This is a genomic window from Marinobacter manganoxydans MnI7-9 (assembly GCF_000235625.1).
Taxonomy (GTDB): domain Bacteria; phylum Pseudomonadota; class Gammaproteobacteria; order Pseudomonadales; family Oleiphilaceae; genus Marinobacter; species Marinobacter manganoxydans.
In genome coordinates this window covers 93,358-108,235 of the sequence record NZ_AGTR01000032.1, presented here as the reverse complement: position 1 = coordinate 108,235, position 14,878 = coordinate 93,358, and the positions used below count along the sequence as shown (strand labels likewise).

General features: G+C 55.2%; 20 protein-coding genes. 12 read left to right on the top strand and 8 right to left on the bottom strand.

The window, feature by feature from the left end:
- Positions 1 to 834, top strand: an 834-nt coding sequence (locus KYE_RS08910; RefSeq protein ID WP_008172522.1) for a sensor domain-containing diguanylate cyclase, incomplete at its 5' end; no start/stop codon positions are given.
- A 203-nt stretch (positions 835 to 1,037) separates the two neighbouring features.
- Here KYE_RS08910 and KYE_RS08905 read toward each other — a convergent pair.
- On the bottom strand, positions 1,038 to 1,634 hold the full coding sequence (locus KYE_RS08905) for a class I SAM-dependent methyltransferase (protein ID WP_008172521.1): 597 nt from the start codon (positions 1,632 to 1,634) through the stop codon (positions 1,038 to 1,040).
- A 131-nt stretch (positions 1,635 to 1,765) separates the two neighbouring features.
- The gene (locus KYE_RS08900; RefSeq protein WP_008172520.1) at positions 1,766 to 2,308 is read right to left on the bottom strand and encodes a nucleoside 2-deoxyribosyltransferase; all 543 of its coding nucleotides are present in this window, start codon (positions 2,306 to 2,308) and stop codon (positions 1,766 to 1,768) included.
- Between the two features lie 130 nt (positions 2,309 to 2,438).
- On the opposite strand from KYE_RS08900, the gene rho reads away from it, so the two are divergent.
- From rho to KYE_RS08865, 8 genes are all read left to right on the top strand, one after another.
- The gene (gene rho / locus KYE_RS08895; RefSeq protein ID WP_008172519.1) at positions 2,439 to 3,509 is read left to right on the top strand and encodes a transcription termination factor Rho; all 1,071 of its coding nucleotides are present in this window, start codon (positions 2,439 to 2,441) and stop codon (positions 3,507 to 3,509) included.
- A gap of 38 nt (positions 3,510 to 3,547) precedes the next feature.
- On the top strand, positions 3,548 to 3,760 hold the full coding sequence (locus KYE_RS08890; protein WP_008172517.1) for a hypothetical protein: 213 nt from the start codon (positions 3,548 to 3,550) through the stop codon (positions 3,758 to 3,760).
- A 31-nt stretch (positions 3,761 to 3,791) separates the two neighbouring features.
- A complete protein-coding gene (locus tag KYE_RS08885; RefSeq protein WP_039881949.1) occupies positions 3,792 to 4,424 on the top strand; it encodes a nucleotidyltransferase domain-containing protein in 633 nt (210 codons plus the stop codon).
- Positions 4,387 to 4,806, top strand: coding sequence for a hypothetical protein (locus KYE_RS08880; RefSeq protein WP_008172514.1), 420 nt, complete (start codon positions 4,387 to 4,389; stop codon positions 4,804 to 4,806). Before KYE_RS08885 ends, KYE_RS08880 begins: the two co-directional genes overlap by 38 nt.
- 87 nt (positions 4,807 to 4,893) lie before the next feature.
- Positions 4,894 to 5,073 (top strand): DUF1294 domain-containing protein, encoded by a 180-nt coding sequence (locus KYE_RS21950; RefSeq protein WP_081467527.1) that lies wholly within the window; start codon positions 4,894 to 4,896, stop codon positions 5,071 to 5,073.
- A 97-nt stretch (positions 5,074 to 5,170) separates the two neighbouring features.
- The gene (locus KYE_RS08875; protein WP_008172511.1) at positions 5,171 to 5,611 is read left to right on the top strand and encodes a DUF4174 domain-containing protein; all 441 of its coding nucleotides are present in this window, start codon (positions 5,171 to 5,173) and stop codon (positions 5,609 to 5,611) included.
- Between the two features lie 167 nt (positions 5,612 to 5,778).
- On the top strand, positions 5,779 to 6,324 hold the full coding sequence (locus tag KYE_RS08870) for a ferric reductase-like transmembrane domain-containing protein (RefSeq protein WP_008172509.1): 546 nt from the start codon (positions 5,779 to 5,781) through the stop codon (positions 6,322 to 6,324).
- A gap of 6 nt (positions 6,325 to 6,330) precedes the next feature.
- Positions 6,331 to 6,726, top strand: a complete 396-nt coding sequence (locus KYE_RS08865; protein WP_008172508.1) for a hypothetical protein — start codon at positions 6,331 to 6,333, stop codon at positions 6,724 to 6,726.
- Positions 6,727 to 6,883: 157 nt separating this feature from the next.
- Here KYE_RS08865 and gtfA read toward each other — a convergent pair whose 3' ends face one another.
- The 3 genes from gtfA to KYE_RS22245 form a co-directional block, all read right to left on the bottom strand.
- Positions 6,884 to 8,326, bottom strand: coding sequence for a sucrose phosphorylase (gene gtfA, locus KYE_RS08860; RefSeq protein WP_008172506.1), 1,443 nt, complete (start codon positions 8,324 to 8,326; stop codon positions 6,884 to 6,886).
- A 17-nt stretch (positions 8,327 to 8,343) separates the two neighbouring features.
- Entirely contained in the window at positions 8,344 to 10,617 is a 2,274-nt protein-coding gene (ggpS, locus tag KYE_RS08855; protein WP_008172505.1) for a glucosylglycerol-phosphate synthase, read from the bottom strand.
- A gap of 192 nt (positions 10,618 to 10,809) precedes the next feature.
- Positions 10,810 to 11,091: a hypothetical protein gene (locus tag KYE_RS22245; RefSeq protein WP_227497796.1), complete on the bottom strand. Its 282-nt coding sequence runs from the start codon at positions 11,089 to 11,091 to the stop codon at positions 10,810 to 10,812.
- Between the two features lie 69 nt (positions 11,092 to 11,160).
- Here KYE_RS22245 and KYE_RS08850 point away from each other — a divergent pair, with 69 nt between their 5' ends.
- On the top strand, positions 11,161 to 11,772 hold the full coding sequence (locus KYE_RS08850) for an MFS transporter (RefSeq protein WP_008172503.1): 612 nt from the start codon (positions 11,161 to 11,163) through the stop codon (positions 11,770 to 11,772).
- A gap of 72 nt (positions 11,773 to 11,844) precedes the next feature.
- Here the strand turns inward: KYE_RS08850 and KYE_RS08845 are convergent, their stop codons facing one another.
- Together KYE_RS08845 and KYE_RS08840 are read right to left on the bottom strand one after the other, a co-directional pair.
- Positions 11,845 to 12,279: a DUF3010 family protein gene (locus tag KYE_RS08845; RefSeq protein ID WP_039881956.1), complete on the bottom strand. Its 435-nt coding sequence runs from the start codon at positions 12,277 to 12,279 to the stop codon at positions 11,845 to 11,847.
- Between the two features lie 27 nt (positions 12,280 to 12,306).
- Positions 12,307 to 12,651, bottom strand: coding sequence for a PBPRA1643 family SWIM/SEC-C metal-binding motif protein (locus tag KYE_RS08840; protein WP_008172500.1), 345 nt, complete (start codon positions 12,649 to 12,651; stop codon positions 12,307 to 12,309).
- Between the two features lie 260 nt (positions 12,652 to 12,911).
- Here KYE_RS08840 and KYE_RS08835 point away from each other — a divergent pair, with 260 nt between their 5' ends.
- Together KYE_RS08835 and KYE_RS08830 are read left to right on the top strand one after the other, a co-directional pair.
- Positions 12,912 to 13,205 carry a hypothetical protein gene (locus KYE_RS08835; RefSeq protein ID WP_008172497.1) on the top strand — a complete coding sequence of 98 codons (294 nt, stop codon included), beginning with the start codon at positions 12,912 to 12,914 and terminating at the stop codon, positions 13,203 to 13,205.
- 178 nt (positions 13,206 to 13,383) lie between these two features.
- On the top strand, positions 13,384 to 14,016 hold the full coding sequence (locus KYE_RS08830; protein ID WP_008172495.1) for a DUF1294 domain-containing protein: 633 nt from the start codon (positions 13,384 to 13,386) through the stop codon (positions 14,014 to 14,016).
- A 176-nt stretch (positions 14,017 to 14,192) separates the two neighbouring features.
- Here KYE_RS08830 and KYE_RS08825 read toward each other — a convergent pair whose 3' ends face one another.
- On the bottom strand, positions 14,193 to 14,873 hold the full coding sequence (locus KYE_RS08825; RefSeq protein ID WP_008172492.1) for a hypothetical protein: 681 nt from the start codon (positions 14,871 to 14,873) through the stop codon (positions 14,193 to 14,195).
- Positions 14,874 to 14,878: the final 5 nt, after the last annotated feature.

The following is a 14,878-nucleotide window of genomic DNA, read 5'->3' as shown; positions in this document are numbered from 1 at the left end:
AAATATCTGAACCATAAAGTCGAGAGCCTTACGGGATTGCCCGCGGAGGAGTTAATTGGTCAACCGCTTTCCCGGCTCGTTCATGAAGATCACATTGCGAAGCTTCCACTGTTCTTTGAGAGGGCCGAGGCTGGCGAGCCAATAACCCAAGAGATCAAGCTTAAGACCCACAGTGGAGGAGTCGGTCATAAGGACTTTGATATTATCCTTACCTCTACGCTTGAGGTGAATACCGCGCTAACTCAAGCAACCTTTTCTCCAGAGGATCCTCCTTTTTTGGGCATTGCCCGGGACATAACTGAGCGCAAACAGGCACTGGAATTAATGGAGTTTCGTGCTTCTCACGATTCATTGACCGATTTGCCTAATAGAAACTTGTTTATGGACAGACTTAGGTTGGCTGTCAGTCAGGCGAGGCGTAATAGGCAAAAGTTTGCTGTGTTTTTTATCGACCTCGACAATTTTAAGGCGATAAACGATGCATACGGGCATGGGATTGGTGATCAACTATTGCAGAAAGTCGCATCCGGTCTGAAACATTGTTTGCGAGAAGGGGATACGCTTGCTCGCTATGGTGGTGATGAATTTATGGCTCTGTTGCCCTCGCTTGATGAAAAAAAGGATGCCGCAACGGTCGCACGCAAACTTTTGACCTCGCTCGAAGCCCCTTTTCGTTTTGAGGGCTGCGACCTTGGCATTTCTATCGGAACCAGCATCGGGATTGCACTGTACCCTGAAAACGGTGATGAGGCGGAAACGCTGATAGAGCGGGCAGACATGGCCATGTATGCCGTGAAACGGGAGAAAAAGAACGACTTTCGCTTTTACAGCTAGTGCAAATCTGAAAACGTCTTGAAATCAGCTCTAACACGGCGATTGCTGATAGGTATAGAATTTGCGCTTATCTTGAGAAGGGTAACGACACAAGAGGCGCAAATAAACCGCCGCCCATATTTCTAGAACAAAAAGACAAGCTCTGGGCGATTTTTCAAGCCATTTGTCCACTGGACACTATCTTCACGAAGGCAACGTCTGACTCAAGATGGGATTACCGGTCGCTTACCGTTGATGCCGGGAGGGCTGAAAAAATACAGACCGTCTGGGCATCGATTCTCAAGCTCTTCATAGGAAATCAGTCCCCCAATCACCAAAGCGTCGCTAAAGACGAATTTCCCACCAGGTTTTAGCAACCGTTGTGTGTTGGAGAGAACTTCTCGCCGACGAGGGACATGGCACAGGACATCCGTGGAATAGATGGCGTCGAACGAATCATCTTCATAGGGCAATTCTTCAGACGCATCGTGTTGCTCGAATTTCACGAGGTCGCTGACCTTCTCATCTTCGGCCAACGCATTCGCCGTTTTCACGCCCGATTCATTTATCTCGAACCCTAGAACCCTACAGCCTATACGCTTTGCCAGGCCGACAGCGTACCCGCCAGATCCACACCCTATGTCCAGGACCGATGAATCCGATGTCAGCTGAAGTAACTCGGGTATCTCGTGGGATTCTTCAGTCGAAACCCAGCTGGTTTGCCCATAATCCTCGCCATAGGTCTCCAGCCGGACCTCGCTGTAGGTTTCCAGCGAGTAATTGCTGTACGAGCTACTGTAGAGATCGATCTTTTTGCTCATGGATTCTTCCCTTCCTGTGCTGCCGGCTTTCGCTGCTAGGTAGTGGATACGGCAAACCGGTGGTCTTGTTTCACTGTAGCAACGCCTGCACTTCGTCACCACGAGCTAGCTTGGGGGAAACCGGGACAGATTTATTTTTTTATCGCCCTCACGCAACGACGGAACAGCTCGGCCGAAAAGTACCGGTGTTCGCCGGGCTGCTCTGCCACGAAGAGCTGGCCACCGGAACTGTAGATTCCGCCCTCGATCATCAGGTTGTCGCTCATTTCAAAGTCTTCAATGGTATGGCCCAGTTCGTCCAGGTCGGTGGCGCCTGCTCGTTCCCGGTAATATCGGCTTTCGAGGGTAAACCCGAAGGCGGGTTTACCCTGTCCGATCATGTAACCCACCTCAAAGACGGTGCCCGGGTCCGCGCTGATGCCGCGGAAGGGGGTCAGGTTGGCGATGATGGCCTGGCAGCTGTCCATCAGTTCCCGGTTGGCCCGGTAGATCCGATGCCCGCGCCTGAATTTCGCCTCGTTGGCGGACAGCGCCAGTTCAGTATCCAGCGGGTCTACGCCCTCCAGTCCGTTTTCCTGAAGCAGGCGTTTTTTCTCGGCCACGATGGCCTGATGTTCAGCTGCGGGGAAGAAAACTTCCGGGCCGGCGAGGTAGATTCGTTTTGGCTTCGTCATGGGTGCCTCATAGAGCTGATGAAACTGCAGGATAGCATCCAGTATTTTGGAGGTAGCAGAAATGGTGCAGCGTGGTCATACTCGCCAGCCTGTTTTCACGTTCCTTTGTGACCGTTCGGATGAGTGAAAATTGGGACAGACGTATTTTGTGCACGCTGGTGTTTTGCCTTGGGCGGTGTTTTTCGAAAAATATTTATCAAACAAGAGCTATCAAACAATCATGACGAGAAAGACATTAGGTTTAACCGGAACACGAAAAAAAGACCCTAAACCAGTGGCTACGGAAACCGAAGCTAAGGTTGAGGTTGAAAGTGAGGCTGATCCACAAAAACGTTTTTTAAATGCTGTGGCTATCAATCCCGCGCCGGGGATTCGCCTGGAGTTGGGTTCCGAACAGCTCACGGTGCGCGCGATGGATTTGATCACGCCGATTGGCATGGGGCAGCGAGGTTTGATCGTTGCGCCGCCGGGGTCTGGAAAATCGACGGTTTTAAAACATATTTGCCAGGCGGTGGGAAAGGCGTATCCCGAGATTAAACTCTACGCGTTATTGATAGATGAGCGACCCGAGGAGGTCACTGATTTCAGGCGTAGCGTCCCGGCTGAGGTACACGCTTCTTCTTCGGATGAAAGCTATGCTCATCACGTTCGCGTTGCCGATGAACTTCTTGATATCGCTCGCCAACAAGCGGGCGAGGGTCACAACGTTATGATTGTGATTGATTCTCTCACGAGGCTTTCGCGTGTGCATAATGCGGAGCGAAAGAGCAGCGGTCGTACTATGTCTGGCGGGATGGATGCTCGAGCGATGGAGATCCCGCGGAGGTTGTTTGGCGCTGCACGAAACATTGAGAATGGCGGCTCGCTGACCATTCTGGCAACCGTTCTGGTGGATACGGGCAGCCGCATGGACCAGGTTATCTTTGAGGAATTCAAGGGCACGGGGAACATGGAGCTGGTGTTATCGAGAGACGTTGCGAATCAGCGAATTTTTCCCGCGCTGGATATTTCGAAAAGCAGTACACGCCGTGAAGAGCTGCTGTTGGATCCAAAAGATTTAGACAAAATAAGAGCATTGCGCCGGGCGCTTGGCGGTCTCAAACCGCTAGAGGGCACAAAAAAGTTGGTGGAGCTGCTTGAGAAGTACCCCACAAACGCCGAGCTTCTGAAAAACATCCCCCATTCTTTTGACAAGGCGTAAGCGTAGCGTTCAAGACAGGGCGTTTTTGAGGAGTAGGTATGTTCCACATTCACGTCGAGCGGGTGCTTGAAAAGGATATTGATACGGTTTTTGAGGCCATGGAATCGGCTTTTCCTTTCGGGCTCTTTCGAGCTGAAGATGAACCCGGAGATGCCAACGATGCAGTCCCCGGCGCCAATGTCGCAGAGGTTTTCTGTGGTTTCTTCAGCCACAGTTTTAGAGAGGTGCTTTCCGACCCATTTTGGGTATAATTGTACCTTAATTGGGTATTTCGGGGTTTGTATGGGAAATCAACAGCTTTCGAAGCAAATGGGAATGGCGGAAGCGCTTTTCCCCGCGACCCGGCAAAAGGTTTTAAAGCTTTTTTTCTTGAGGCCCGATGCCGAATTTGCTCTACGTGAGGTAATTGATGCGGTTGGCGCAGGGTCTGGTGCAGTGCAACGAGAGGTAGCGCGGCTGGTCGATTGCGGACTCGTTTTTCAAGATCATCGAGGCCGGCAAAAGCGCTACAGAGTAAATCGAGAATCCCCGATTTACTTTGAGCTCGCCTCTCTGGTGACGAAATTGCTCGGCCCAGAATCTCAGATCGATGCTGCGTTGCAACCTCTGTACCCTGAGATTGATATCGCGTTGCTTTACGGCTCGGTGGCGAAGGGTGTTGATCACGCGGGAAGCGATGTTGATCTCTTGCTAGTATCCGACACTGTGAGTCTGGAAGATATTTTCGAGACCCTTGATCCGGCAGAACGTTCGCTCGCTCGGACAATTAATCCTACGGTGTATACTCGAAGCGACTTCAGAAGCCGTATTGTGAAACAGCAATCTTTCCTTACCAGGGTCCTGGATGGGCCTTACATCCTACTTAAAGGGAATTTGGATGAATTCGGAATCTCTCGACAATCTGGTCAAGATTAATAAGCTCCATCGGGAGCCTCCCGATGCAGAAGAAATCAAAGGATTGATACGCTCTGGGACCGTTCGTTTGAACGATGCACGTTTTGAATCGCTTAGCATCGAAAGCCGTTTTGATCTCTCGTATAACGCTGCACATGCGCTGTCACTCGCCGCTTTACGGCATTGCGGTTATCGGTCGGACAATCGCTATCTCGTCTTTCAATGTTTACAACACACCCTGGGGTTGTCGGCGGCGAAATGGCGGGTGCTTGATCAAGCCCATAAAAAGAGAAATCTGGCGGAATATGAAGGGGAGATCGACCTGAGCCCTGCCTTGGTTCAGAGTGTTCTCAAAATTGCAGAAGAGATCGAGGAGGCCGTTCTCAGGCTAACGGGCGATTGAAGAACGTATCGTCAAACTCTTGCATCGAATCCAGGGCTGCTCACCTCATTGAGCCAATAAAATCCAGTCGAAGCATTCGAAACCCAAATTGGGTACAAAAATACCCGATTTGGGTATTTTGATAAGCGGTCAGCAAAGCGGGGCGGTCAGCGCATCGCGGAAAACACGCTGCACCTGTTCGAGCTGTGTTGTCACTGGCCCGGCGCACTGGTCGCCCAGCAGTTGGGCTTTGATTTGTCGAAGTCTTTGCAGCCGCTTATCTGGTAATCGCCACTGGTTTCACGATCCACTCAGGCAGTTCGCCTGATCAACTGAGCACAAACTCTCGTAGCTCTACAGGGAGAACGATAACGGGAGCAAGCAAATGAGCTTCAACTTAGCCGTCAACAAAAATCGCACCATTCTGACGTTGATGCTTTTACTCATCACACTGACTACTCAAGGGGCCGGCATGAACAGCCTGAGCGACTATCAGTGGAAAAACCGACTGATTCTGGTGCAAGCCACAGATGAGAATGCCGGCGAGATTGACACGCTCAGGAGTGCCCGGGCCGAAGTAGATGACCGTGATATCGTCTGGTTTGTATACACCGGCGCAGACCTGGTTTCAAATCAGGATGGGGTTTCGAGCAGTCTAGAGAGCGAGATCAAGGCTCTGCTTGACCAGTTCCGTTCGGATGAGAGGGTTCTGTTGATCGGCAAGGACGGCGGTATGAAAAGCCGAGAGCCCAGTCTCGATCTCGACGCTATTTTCCGCCGTATCGACCGCATGCCAATGCGCATGCGAGAGATGCGCTCTGATTGAAGCACCAGGCTCTATCTCCGTGTTCAAGGGCTATACTGGAAGGGCCTTACGTCGACTGAGATTGACATTCCACTCCATGCCACGTGACCCCATCGGGGTGAGGGTTTCTGGCAGGCTTTGAAGTTGGGTAGATTGAATGACCAAAGGAAGGGAAGCAAACTAGCCAGATGAAACCGCTTTTTCTGATCGTTGCTTACCTTGCCGCTGTCACCCTGCCGTTGCTCCTGTCCGCATGGGTGGGAGGTCCACCACGCCAGTTCCACCAGGAACTGGCCTCCGGCTTTGGCATTCTTGCCTTCTCGATGATCCTCGTGGAGTTCATCCTGTCCGGGCGTTTCCGGGCCATTTCAAATGACGTGGGCATGGATGTGACCATGCGGTTTCACCAGGTCATGGCTCGCACGGCGCTCGCTTTTGCTCTGCTGCACCCGTTTCTTTACCAGGGAACGCCGACAGGAGGGCAGCGCCCATGGGCCCCCACGCGCCAGTTGACGCTCACGACTGATTTCTCCGATCTGGCGACAGGCATTGTTGCCTGGCTGCTGCTTACCGGCCTTGTTGTCATGGCCATCGGGCGCACCCAGCTGGGCTACCGATACGAGACATGGCGCCTGTTACACGGGATTGGCGCGCTGCTGATCGCGGTACTTCTGTTGCACCATACCGTGTATGCCGGGCGTTACGGATCGCAGCCGGTGATGACCTGGGTGTAGTTGGCCATGACGGGTGTGGCGATTGGGTCGCTGCTGATGGTGTACCTGGTGGTTCCCTGGCTGCAGAAGGCTCGCCCCTGGCGCGTGACGTCCGTGGTCCGGTTGACGCCAAAGCAATGGGAAGTGACCGTGACCCCCAACGGTCACCGTGGTCTGGATTACCGGGCCGGGCAATTCGCCTGGCTGAATGTGGGGCAAAGCCCTTTCTCGATGAAGGAACACCCTTTCTCCATTTCCATTGATGGCGAGCTGATGGATCGCGTCTTTTCAGAGCTGGAGTTCCGTGACTGGGTGTTTGTGATGTGCGGCCCGGCGGTCATGATGGATGTTGTTGAGGATCATCTTATCCAGCGGGGCACACCCGCTCACCGGATTCTCTCGGAGCGGTTCAGCTATGACTAATCCAATCCAGCGGCTGACTCAGCGGCGGCGGCTTTCTTTGGTTATCTGGGGACTGAATATAACCCTGGTCCTGATCCTGCTGGTTTTTGTGTTGCGCTGATGCGAAGGCAGGCCAGGGGTATGATCAGGTGAGCCCGATGCGCATCCAGCGCCTCGGTCAGCACTCCAGGTGTCGGGTTTCCCCCGTTTCCACATCGGTATAAGTGACCTTCACGGTTTTGAAGTTCAGGTCTACAAACAGGTGGCAGTAATAGTCGCCATGGCGCCAGGCCATGGCCACGCTTGAGTTGTTGGAATAGTTCAGTTCGAAGTGCCCATCAAAGGCCGGGTAGTTGCTGCGGAATTTCATCAGGTTCAGCAGTCTTTGCACCACCGGTTTCTGGATGTCCTGCTCCACCTCTTCCAGGCTGTAGTAATGCCGATTGATGTCTCGCAACTCGCCACTTTGTTCCATCAGTTCGTGATCGTTACAGCCGGCCAGCAGCCCCACGTAGTAAACCTGTGGGATGCCCGGGGTGAAAAACTGGATGGCCCGGGCGGCGATATAGGCGTCGTCGTTTTGCATCAGCGCGTCATAAAAGGTGCAGGTGAGCTGATAGATGGCACCCACGCTGTGAATGTTGGCCGCTGAGCGCCGCATGATGGGGTCCGCGCTGCGGGCGTCGATGTTGTCGATCAGTACTTTGATTTTCTCATCCGGCAAAACGCCTTCCACATCGGGAATGCAGATGCCGTCATGGGTATCCAGCACGGTGACCATGTTGCGCGGGCACATGCGCAGCCAGTTCTTCAGATACACACTGTTGGCGTCCAGCAGTGAATACAGCAGCAGCGGCGGCAGGGCAAAGCCGTAGGGGTGCATGTTGCGCCGGCTGATGGCGTATTGGTAGCTGGTGTGGTCGTGTACTTCCGGCAGGCATTCCGCCCCGTGTTTCAAGGCAACCTGGTTGACCCAGTCGAGGATCTGATACACCTCCGGTTCCACCAGAAAGCAGCTGGTGCCGATCCGTTTGGTGGTGTATCCGAAGGCGTCCAGCCGCAGCAGATTAACCCCTTTTGATGTCAGAAATCCGATGTAGCTTTCCATCAGCTGATAGGCCAGGTCGGATTCGTAATTCAGGTCGATCTGCTGCTCGGTGAAGGTACACCATACTCGGGTTTTGGTGCCGTCGGACAAGGTCACTTCCCGGAAGGGTTCTTTCTCCTTGCGGATGTGAATCTTCGCCATGTCGTCCGGTGAGATCTCGCCGAATTTGTCCACGTGCACAAACAGATCGGCGTATTCCGAGTCGAAGCCGTTGGCAATGAAGTCGGTGAACTCCGGCGATTCGTCCGAGATATGATTAACCGTCAGATCCACGCACAGATCGTACTTTGCCGTAAAGGCTTCGATGTCGTCCCAGGTGCCCACCTTCGGGTCCACTTCCTTGTGGGTCAGCGGCGAGAAGCCGCCATCGGCGTTGGAGGGAAAAAACGGCAGGATGTGCAGCCCGCCGATGGCCTCGGACAGATGCGTGTCCACCACGGTGTAAAGGTCTTTCAGATTGTTGCCGATCCGGTCCGGGTAACAGATCAGCTGCACCGCATTTTTGAGCAACATGGTGTGGTTTCCTCCGTTCAGGCGGCGCAATGACCAATGGGCAGAATTTTCTTCAGTTTGGTGGCGCGGCGCTGTTCGGCGGTGTCGATGAATTCCCGCCCCCAGTAATCGATGTCGTAACGGCTGACCACTTCAAAGGCCTCGCTGAGCCGATTCTGTGCTTCGCTGCGGCTCATGGCCAGGGCGTAGTAGCAGGTGTCGGCAAGGTCCTGGGGGTGGTGGGGATTGGCCAGGATGGCACCGCGCAGTTCGGCGGCGGCGCCGGCGAATTCCGAGAGCACCAGCCTGCCACTGCCCTGGGTCAGGCCCTGGGTGGCAATGTATTCCTTGGCCACCAGGTTCAGGCCGTCCCGCAGCGGGGTAATCCACATCACGTCCGCCATGGTGTAGTAAGAAACCAGTTCCTCGAACGGCAGGGCGCGGAAGAAGAATTGCACGGGCGTCCAGCCCACCTGCGCGAACTGGCCGTTGATGCGACCGACCGTCTGCTCGATCTGCGAAAGCAGTTCCTCGTAGATGGTCATCCCTGCGGCCGCCGGCACGCAGACCATCATCAGGGTGACTTTGGTTTTCAGCTCCGGGTGCTCGTTGAGCATGCGTTCGTAGGCATCCAGTTTTTCGATGATGCCTTTGGTGAAGTCCAGGCGCTCGACCGAGAGAATCAACCGAACGTCCATCAGTTCTTCACGCAAGATTTCCATTCGTTCTTTTACGCTCTGGTCCGCCAGGGCATTGCGCACCCGGTTCAGATCCAGCCCCACCGGGTGGGCGCCGAGCCCGATCTTGCGATCATTCACCTTGATTTCGGTGCTCATCTCATCAAGGCCGACGGCGCAGCCATAGGTCAGGAACCGGGGCGCACAGCCGGCTTTCTGAGTGACTTCCAGGGGGGTGACACCGCGAGCCACATCCACAAAGTTTTCGGCCTGCCTGGGGATGTGAAAGCCGATGTGATCGCACTGCAACAGGCTGCCAACGATTTCACGGCGCCATGGCAGCACGTTGAACACGTCCGCCGAGGGGAAATAGGTGTGGTGGAAAAAGGCAATTGTCAGGTCCGGGCGAATCTCGCGCAGATAAGCCGGCACCATCCAGAGGTTATAGTCGTGAATCCACACCACCGCGTTCTCTGCGGCTTCCTCGGCCGCGCGCTCCGCAAACTGCTTGTTGACCTTGAGGAACACCTGCCAGTGATCATCGTGGAAGGTGGCCCGTTCCCAGAAGGTGTGCAGGGTGGGCCAGAAGGCTTCCTTGGAGAACCGCTTGTAGAAAATCTCGACGTCGTCTTTGCTTAGGGGCACGCGCGCGGCCACAAGTTTTTCGTAGCGGTCGGTATCCACTTCGGTGTGGGTCTGGAACGGGCCCAGGTCCGGGTCGTCAATGGACCAGGCCACCCAGGAGCCGGCTTTGCCGTCGGCAAAGAAGCTCAGCAGCGTGGGGATGATGCCATTGGGGGATTTGGGGCGACGGCGGATCAGTTCGCCGTTTTCCACTACTTCTTCGTAGGGCAGGCGGTGGTACACGATCACCAGGTCGGATTTGCCCCGGTTCATGTAGTCCGGCGCTTCCGCTTCAATGCCCAGATGGCCGAGATACCCGAAGTGTTCGAACGCCTCAAGGATACCGCCGCAGCCGGTTGCCCCGGCGTGAAGAACCCTTGCCTTGTGCATGGTAGCGTCCAGCAGGTCGGGCTCAGATTCGCCCACGCACACGCCTTTGAAGCCGTGCTCGTACATCGACAGGTCATTCAGGGTGTCGCCGGCCACCAGCACGGATTCCGGGTCGACGTTCAGGTGTTTCACCAGTCGTGACAGGGTACGCCCCTTGTTCACGCCCCGGGGCAGGATGTCCAGGTACTTGTGGTTGGAGAAGAGCGCATTGCAGGACAGCGCCTCGATGCGGGCGACCATCTCGTCAGTGACCACATCGCCGTCGCAGAAATAGGACACCCGGCGTTCCTGGGGGACTTCCTGTCGCTGCAGGCCGTCAAAGGGGAGCAGGGCGTCTTCGATCATCTGTTCGCCCGGCCAGAGCTCGTCGATCTCGCCTTGCAGCGGTTGGATGGCCTGCTGGGTCTCGCCGTGAACCACGGTGCAGCCGACGTCACAGATGATGTAGTCCGGCTGCGGAATGGTGGGGTCGGACAGCAGCGGCAGCACGGATTCCAGGCCGCGACCGGTCACGAATACCAGGTCTATTTCGGGGTGGGCGGCAACCAGTCGGTAGAGCTTGAGGCGGTTATCGGGATCACCCGCGAGAAAAGTACCATCGAGATCGGTGGCCAGTAACATAGTCTGCTCCTATCGAAACTTTTGCTCAGATAAGGAATGCGTTGCAGCTTTCATACCGGAATCGGATTAACAGCGTCACCTATGGCGCAGCGATTGCAGGCCAGTAAGCAGTGGCACGGCGATCAGGGCGATACAACAACTGAACAACACACCCCAAGTGCTTGCTGTCTGAGGCAAACAAGCCCTTTCATTTCAGGGCAGGGAGGTGTGTATCTGGACTTTAATGCGCCCTATTGGTGCAATTCTCGCGAGTGTCGCGCTATTACAGCTCGGCAGTGGCTTGTTGAATACGCTGCTGGCGGTCACGGCCAATGAGCAGGGTTTTTCCACGGCACGGATCGGCGTCATCATGTCCGGTTTTTCGTGGGGTTCGCCTGCGGCATCTTTATCAGTGGCCGTTTGATCCGCCGCATGGGCCATATCCGTACCTTTGCCTTCTGCGCGGCGGTGTGCGCGTCCATCGCGCTGCTGCACTCCCTGTGGGTTGATCCCTGGGCATGGATGGCGCTTCGCTTCCTTTAAGGATTGTCCCTGGTCACCCTAATGACAGTAACGGAGAGCTGGCTAAACGCCCGCGCTGAGAAGCACGAGCGCGGGCGGGTCTTCGCCATGTATATGGTGGTCAACCTTGGGGGAATTGCCCTGGCTCAGCAACTGCTCAGGCTGAGCCCGGGCGAGCTGTTTGTGCTGTTTTCGGTGTCGGCCATCCTCAGTTGCTGGGCGCTGCTGCCCATCACCATCAGTAGTCGCAGCCAACCCCACATTCCCGAGCGGGCTAAGAGCAGTCTGAAGAAAATCATCGGCTTTGCGCCGCTGGCCGTTGCTACCTCGGCGCTCTCCGGCCTGGCCATGGGCGCTTTCTGGGCAATGGCGCCTTTGTACGCGAGCGAGCTCGGATTCGGGTTGTCGGAGGTGGGGCTGTTGATGAGCCTCACCATTGTGGGCGCTGCCCTGGCGCCTCTGCTCGTGGGTTTGATTATGAATCTGGTGGGCCCTCAGGGCATGCCTGTTTACATGGCCGTTGTTCTGGGCTTGCTCGCCACCTATGCGATCTATCAGGTACGCCATGTTTCCGTGCTCACCGCGGGCGAGCAGGCGCATTTTGAGCCGATGGCGCAGTCGTCCCATGAGATTGTTGAAATGATTGAGCGGTAGACAGTTATCGCACCGGCTCACCGCTCCAAGAACGCTGAGTGAACCGCGTTCGAGCTTCCGATAGCCGGGAAGTCATTGGCTCTTTAGCTGCCCTACATAGGCGGAAACGAAGGCCGCTTCCTGGAAGGCCTTCAACCCCGTCTCTGCAAACGCAATGGGCAGCGGATTGGCTGCCAGTGTGGACTTGATGAGAGCGGAGGGCAGCAGGGTCACCGTCAATTCGATATCGGTGATCAGTTGAATGGCCGCTTCCATTTTGAAGCTGACAGCACCACCGGCAAATTTGCCTTTGGGCATTCGCTCTTTGATCGCGACGTGAGTCACGCCGTACTCGGCCATTAATGCCGCAAAGGCCGCCTGGAACTGCTTCAGGTCTTCACGGCTATGGTTTTTTGGCAGTGACAGTTTGCGCACCTTGCATTCCGGCAAATTGAACTGCCCCCGGTCCATATTCAGCAAACACACCACTGCATCACTGCCGGTAAGCTCAACGCCGCAAACAATCATAGCCATTTCCCCCGTCTCCGCCGGTTATCAGCCGCAGCACTTCTTGAATTTGAGCCCGCTACCGCAGTTGCAGATATCGTTACGTGAAGGCGATTTTACCGTGGTAACCGTCCCGCCTTTGGTCAGGATAGCAGTGAGCTCGGTAATGGACTCAACGGCGCCCTCGCGGGTATCCACCGAAATGTTTGCGTACAGCTTTGCCCTGGCCACCTGCGCTTCGACTTCCTGCTTGCGCGCGTCACTGGTTACCACCAGCGTAAGCGGGTATTTCTTGCTGCCACTCTTCTGGCTGGCGTTGGTCTGAAAGCCGCCGTAAGCGGTGTGGTGCTGGCGTGCGTCCTGCCGGCCTTTGAAGAAAAATTTGTCTGACATGCTGAGATCCTGATGGGGAGAATGCCCGGGCTATTGCCGGGAGGAGTCTTTTAGCATGCTTATGGAGACGGCGATATAGGGAGATACGAAATCCGCCTGGTCCCCCGTGACGGTTTTGTGACCTTTCCTTGATCGACTTTTTACCCAGCCGTGACGGCCGCGTAAGCGTTCCTGCTTAGTCTGCATTCTGATGCTGCTGGTCTTCAGGTATGGGGGCGGCAGTGTCGAATAGACACTATTTCCAATAAGGAGAATGCACAATGAAAAGCCTGACAGCGACGCTTTTGGCCCTCGGTACCACCCTGGCCCTGATGGCCCCGGCCCATGCGGACGACATGGACAAGGGCAACAAGGGAATGGACGACACCATGATGCAGGACGACATGAAAGAAGACGGCATGGCCAAAGACTCCATGAAGTCCGACACCATGGACACCATGCATGACGGGATGAAGACCGAAAGCATGATGGATGAGGACATGAAAAAAGAGGGTATGGAAAAAGACGCCATGAAAAAGGATGGAATGTCCGAAGGGGATAAAACATCCATGTAATGGCCGGAAATTTTCCTGGTTGTAGTGGCAAGCTTAGCGTTGGTGAGCTTGCTATGAACTGAGGGGGTAACCGGAGTAAAATCTCGTGAAGTATCACGGAAAGTCCGCTCTGGAGTCTGTTCCAGTGCTGCGGGCTTTTTGTGTCAGGCACAAAACTAACTATTCAGGGAAGAAATAAGTGAATCAAAAGGGGTTTCTCACCTCATGGAACGATGCCAAGGGCTTCGGTTTTATCACGCCGGAAAACGGGGGCGAGCGTCTGTTTGCTCACATCAGCGCCTACAAGGGGCAGGGCAGGCCCTCGGCCAGCCGTAAGGTCGTTTACTCGCAGACCAAAGACGAGAAAGGGCGGTTAAGAGCGGCCAGTTTCCAGTACGCCGGCGTCGCACGGCACCGCGCAGCGGTCGCGCCCGGAGTATGGGTTGCGCTGTTGATTGCTGCTGCAGTCGGTGGGGCGGTGTCGACGTTGTATCTTTTGGGCTATGTGCCGGTTCTGTTGCCGGTGGCTTATGGGGTGATGAGCCTGGTTACCTTTTTGATGTACGCGATCGACAAAGGAGCCGCCGAGAGTGGTAACCGGCGCGTGCCGGAGGGACGGCTACACCTTTTTGAGCTTCTATGTGGCTGGCCGGGTGCGCTGGTGGGCCAGCAATTCTTTCGTCATAAAACCCGCAAAACCTCGTTTCAGGTGGTCTTCTGGGTTTATGTGATTCTCAATCTTGCGGTGCTCGGCTGGCTGTTGTTCTGGCCGGATGCCGAGTTTGCGCGGCAGGCGCTGGAGATTAAACCGGTCATGCTCATCAGGATGTAGTTATGCAGAAGGTCTGTTCAGAAGAGGCTTTGGCGGGCAGCGATTCGCGGAATTCGCCAGGGTGTTTTCTATTGGCGATATACGTTGTGCGCTGGAGCGGCCCTATGAGCTTATGACGCAGAATTGAATCAGGGCATACGATCTGCTTCTGAGTTGGCCACGAAACACGTCAGAGGCTACTCTTTGAGCCGAACGAGCAACCGCCCATCCTGGACCTGGATATAGTCCACGCCGGCTGCAAAGGATTGCCAGAACCCCGGGCTGGCACCGAACTCGTTGACCAGATCCACGTTTTTGAGGTTGCCCAGCCAGGCGTTGGGGATGGGAACGCCCATCAGGCTCACTCCCTTTAACTTAACCAGCGGGCGACCGTTGGCAAAGGAGAGTTCAACTCCTGCATTTACCCGCACCGTTCTGCCGCCGAGTACAGGGAAACCCTTTTCAAAAGGTACGAGAAGCACCGCGCTCAGAAGATCGTCCGAGAGATCGACGGCGAGGCGTTGAGCCAGATCCGTGTTGTTGGCGAGCATGCTATTGAGTTCCCGCTCGCTGAAGCGTACCTCCCGGCTGGCACCTTCCTCACTGTAGGGCTCTGGCTTTAACGGGCCGGCAGATCCACCACCTTGGGTGTCAATCCCCAGGGTGTTCAATTTGCTGTTGAGTGAATCCTGTTCACTGGCATTCAGGGTTACGGGTTCGAAGTTGTCTGGGAACACATAGTGGCTTAACCACCAGTAACCAATGCCTGCCGTGGCAACGATGGTGAGCAGGACAATGCCAAAGACGTGTAAGCCACTGAAGCCCTTCTTTGCGGGTGGTGGCGCGGATGTTGATTTATCGTCGGTTGTTTCACTCATTGCCG

Coding starts and splice junctions, on each gene's coding strand:
- KYE_RS08905 (WP_008172521.1), bottom strand. CDS start 1,634: ATGAGCAAAAAGATCGATCTCTACAGTAGCTCGTACAGCAATTACTCG.
- KYE_RS08900 (WP_008172520.1), bottom strand. CDS start 2,308: ATGACGAAGCCAAAACGAATCTACCTCGCCGGCCCGGAAGTTTTCTTC.
- KYE_RS08890 (WP_008172517.1), top strand. CDS start 3,548: ATGTTCCACATTCACGTCGAGCGGGTGCTTGAAAAGGATATTGATACG.
- KYE_RS08885 (WP_039881949.1), top strand. CDS start 3,792: ATGGGAAATCAACAGCTTTCGAAGCAAATGGGAATGGCGGAAGCGCTT.
- KYE_RS08880 (WP_008172514.1), top strand. CDS start 4,387: ATGAATTCGGAATCTCTCGACAATCTGGTCAAGATTAATAAGCTCCAT.
- KYE_RS08875 (WP_008172511.1), top strand. CDS start 5,171: ATGAGCTTCAACTTAGCCGTCAACAAAAATCGCACCATTCTGACGTTG.
- KYE_RS08870 (WP_008172509.1), top strand. CDS start 5,779: ATGAAACCGCTTTTTCTGATCGTTGCTTACCTTGCCGCTGTCACCCTG.
- KYE_RS08865 (WP_008172508.1), top strand. CDS start 6,331: ATGACGGGTGTGGCGATTGGGTCGCTGCTGATGGTGTACCTGGTGGTT.
- gtfA (WP_008172506.1), bottom strand. CDS start 8,326: ATGTTGCTCAAAAATGCGGTGCAGCTGATCTGTTACCCGGACCGGATC.
- ggpS (WP_008172505.1), bottom strand. CDS start 10,617: ATGTTACTGGCCACCGATCTCGATGGTACTTTTCTCGCGGGTGATCCC.
- KYE_RS08850 (WP_008172503.1), top strand. CDS start 11,161: ATGACAGTAACGGAGAGCTGGCTAAACGCCCGCGCTGAGAAGCACGAG.
- KYE_RS08845 (WP_039881956.1), bottom strand. CDS start 12,279: ATGATTGTTTGCGGCGTTGAGCTTACCGGCAGTGATGCAGTGGTGTGT.
- KYE_RS08840 (WP_008172500.1), bottom strand. CDS start 12,651: ATGTCAGACAAATTTTTCTTCAAAGGCCGGCAGGACGCACGCCAGCAC.
- KYE_RS08835 (WP_008172497.1), top strand. CDS start 12,912: ATGAAAAGCCTGACAGCGACGCTTTTGGCCCTCGGTACCACCCTGGCC.
- KYE_RS08825 (WP_008172492.1), bottom strand. CDS start 14,873: ATGAGTGAAACAACCGACGATAAATCAACATCCGCGCCACCACCCGCA.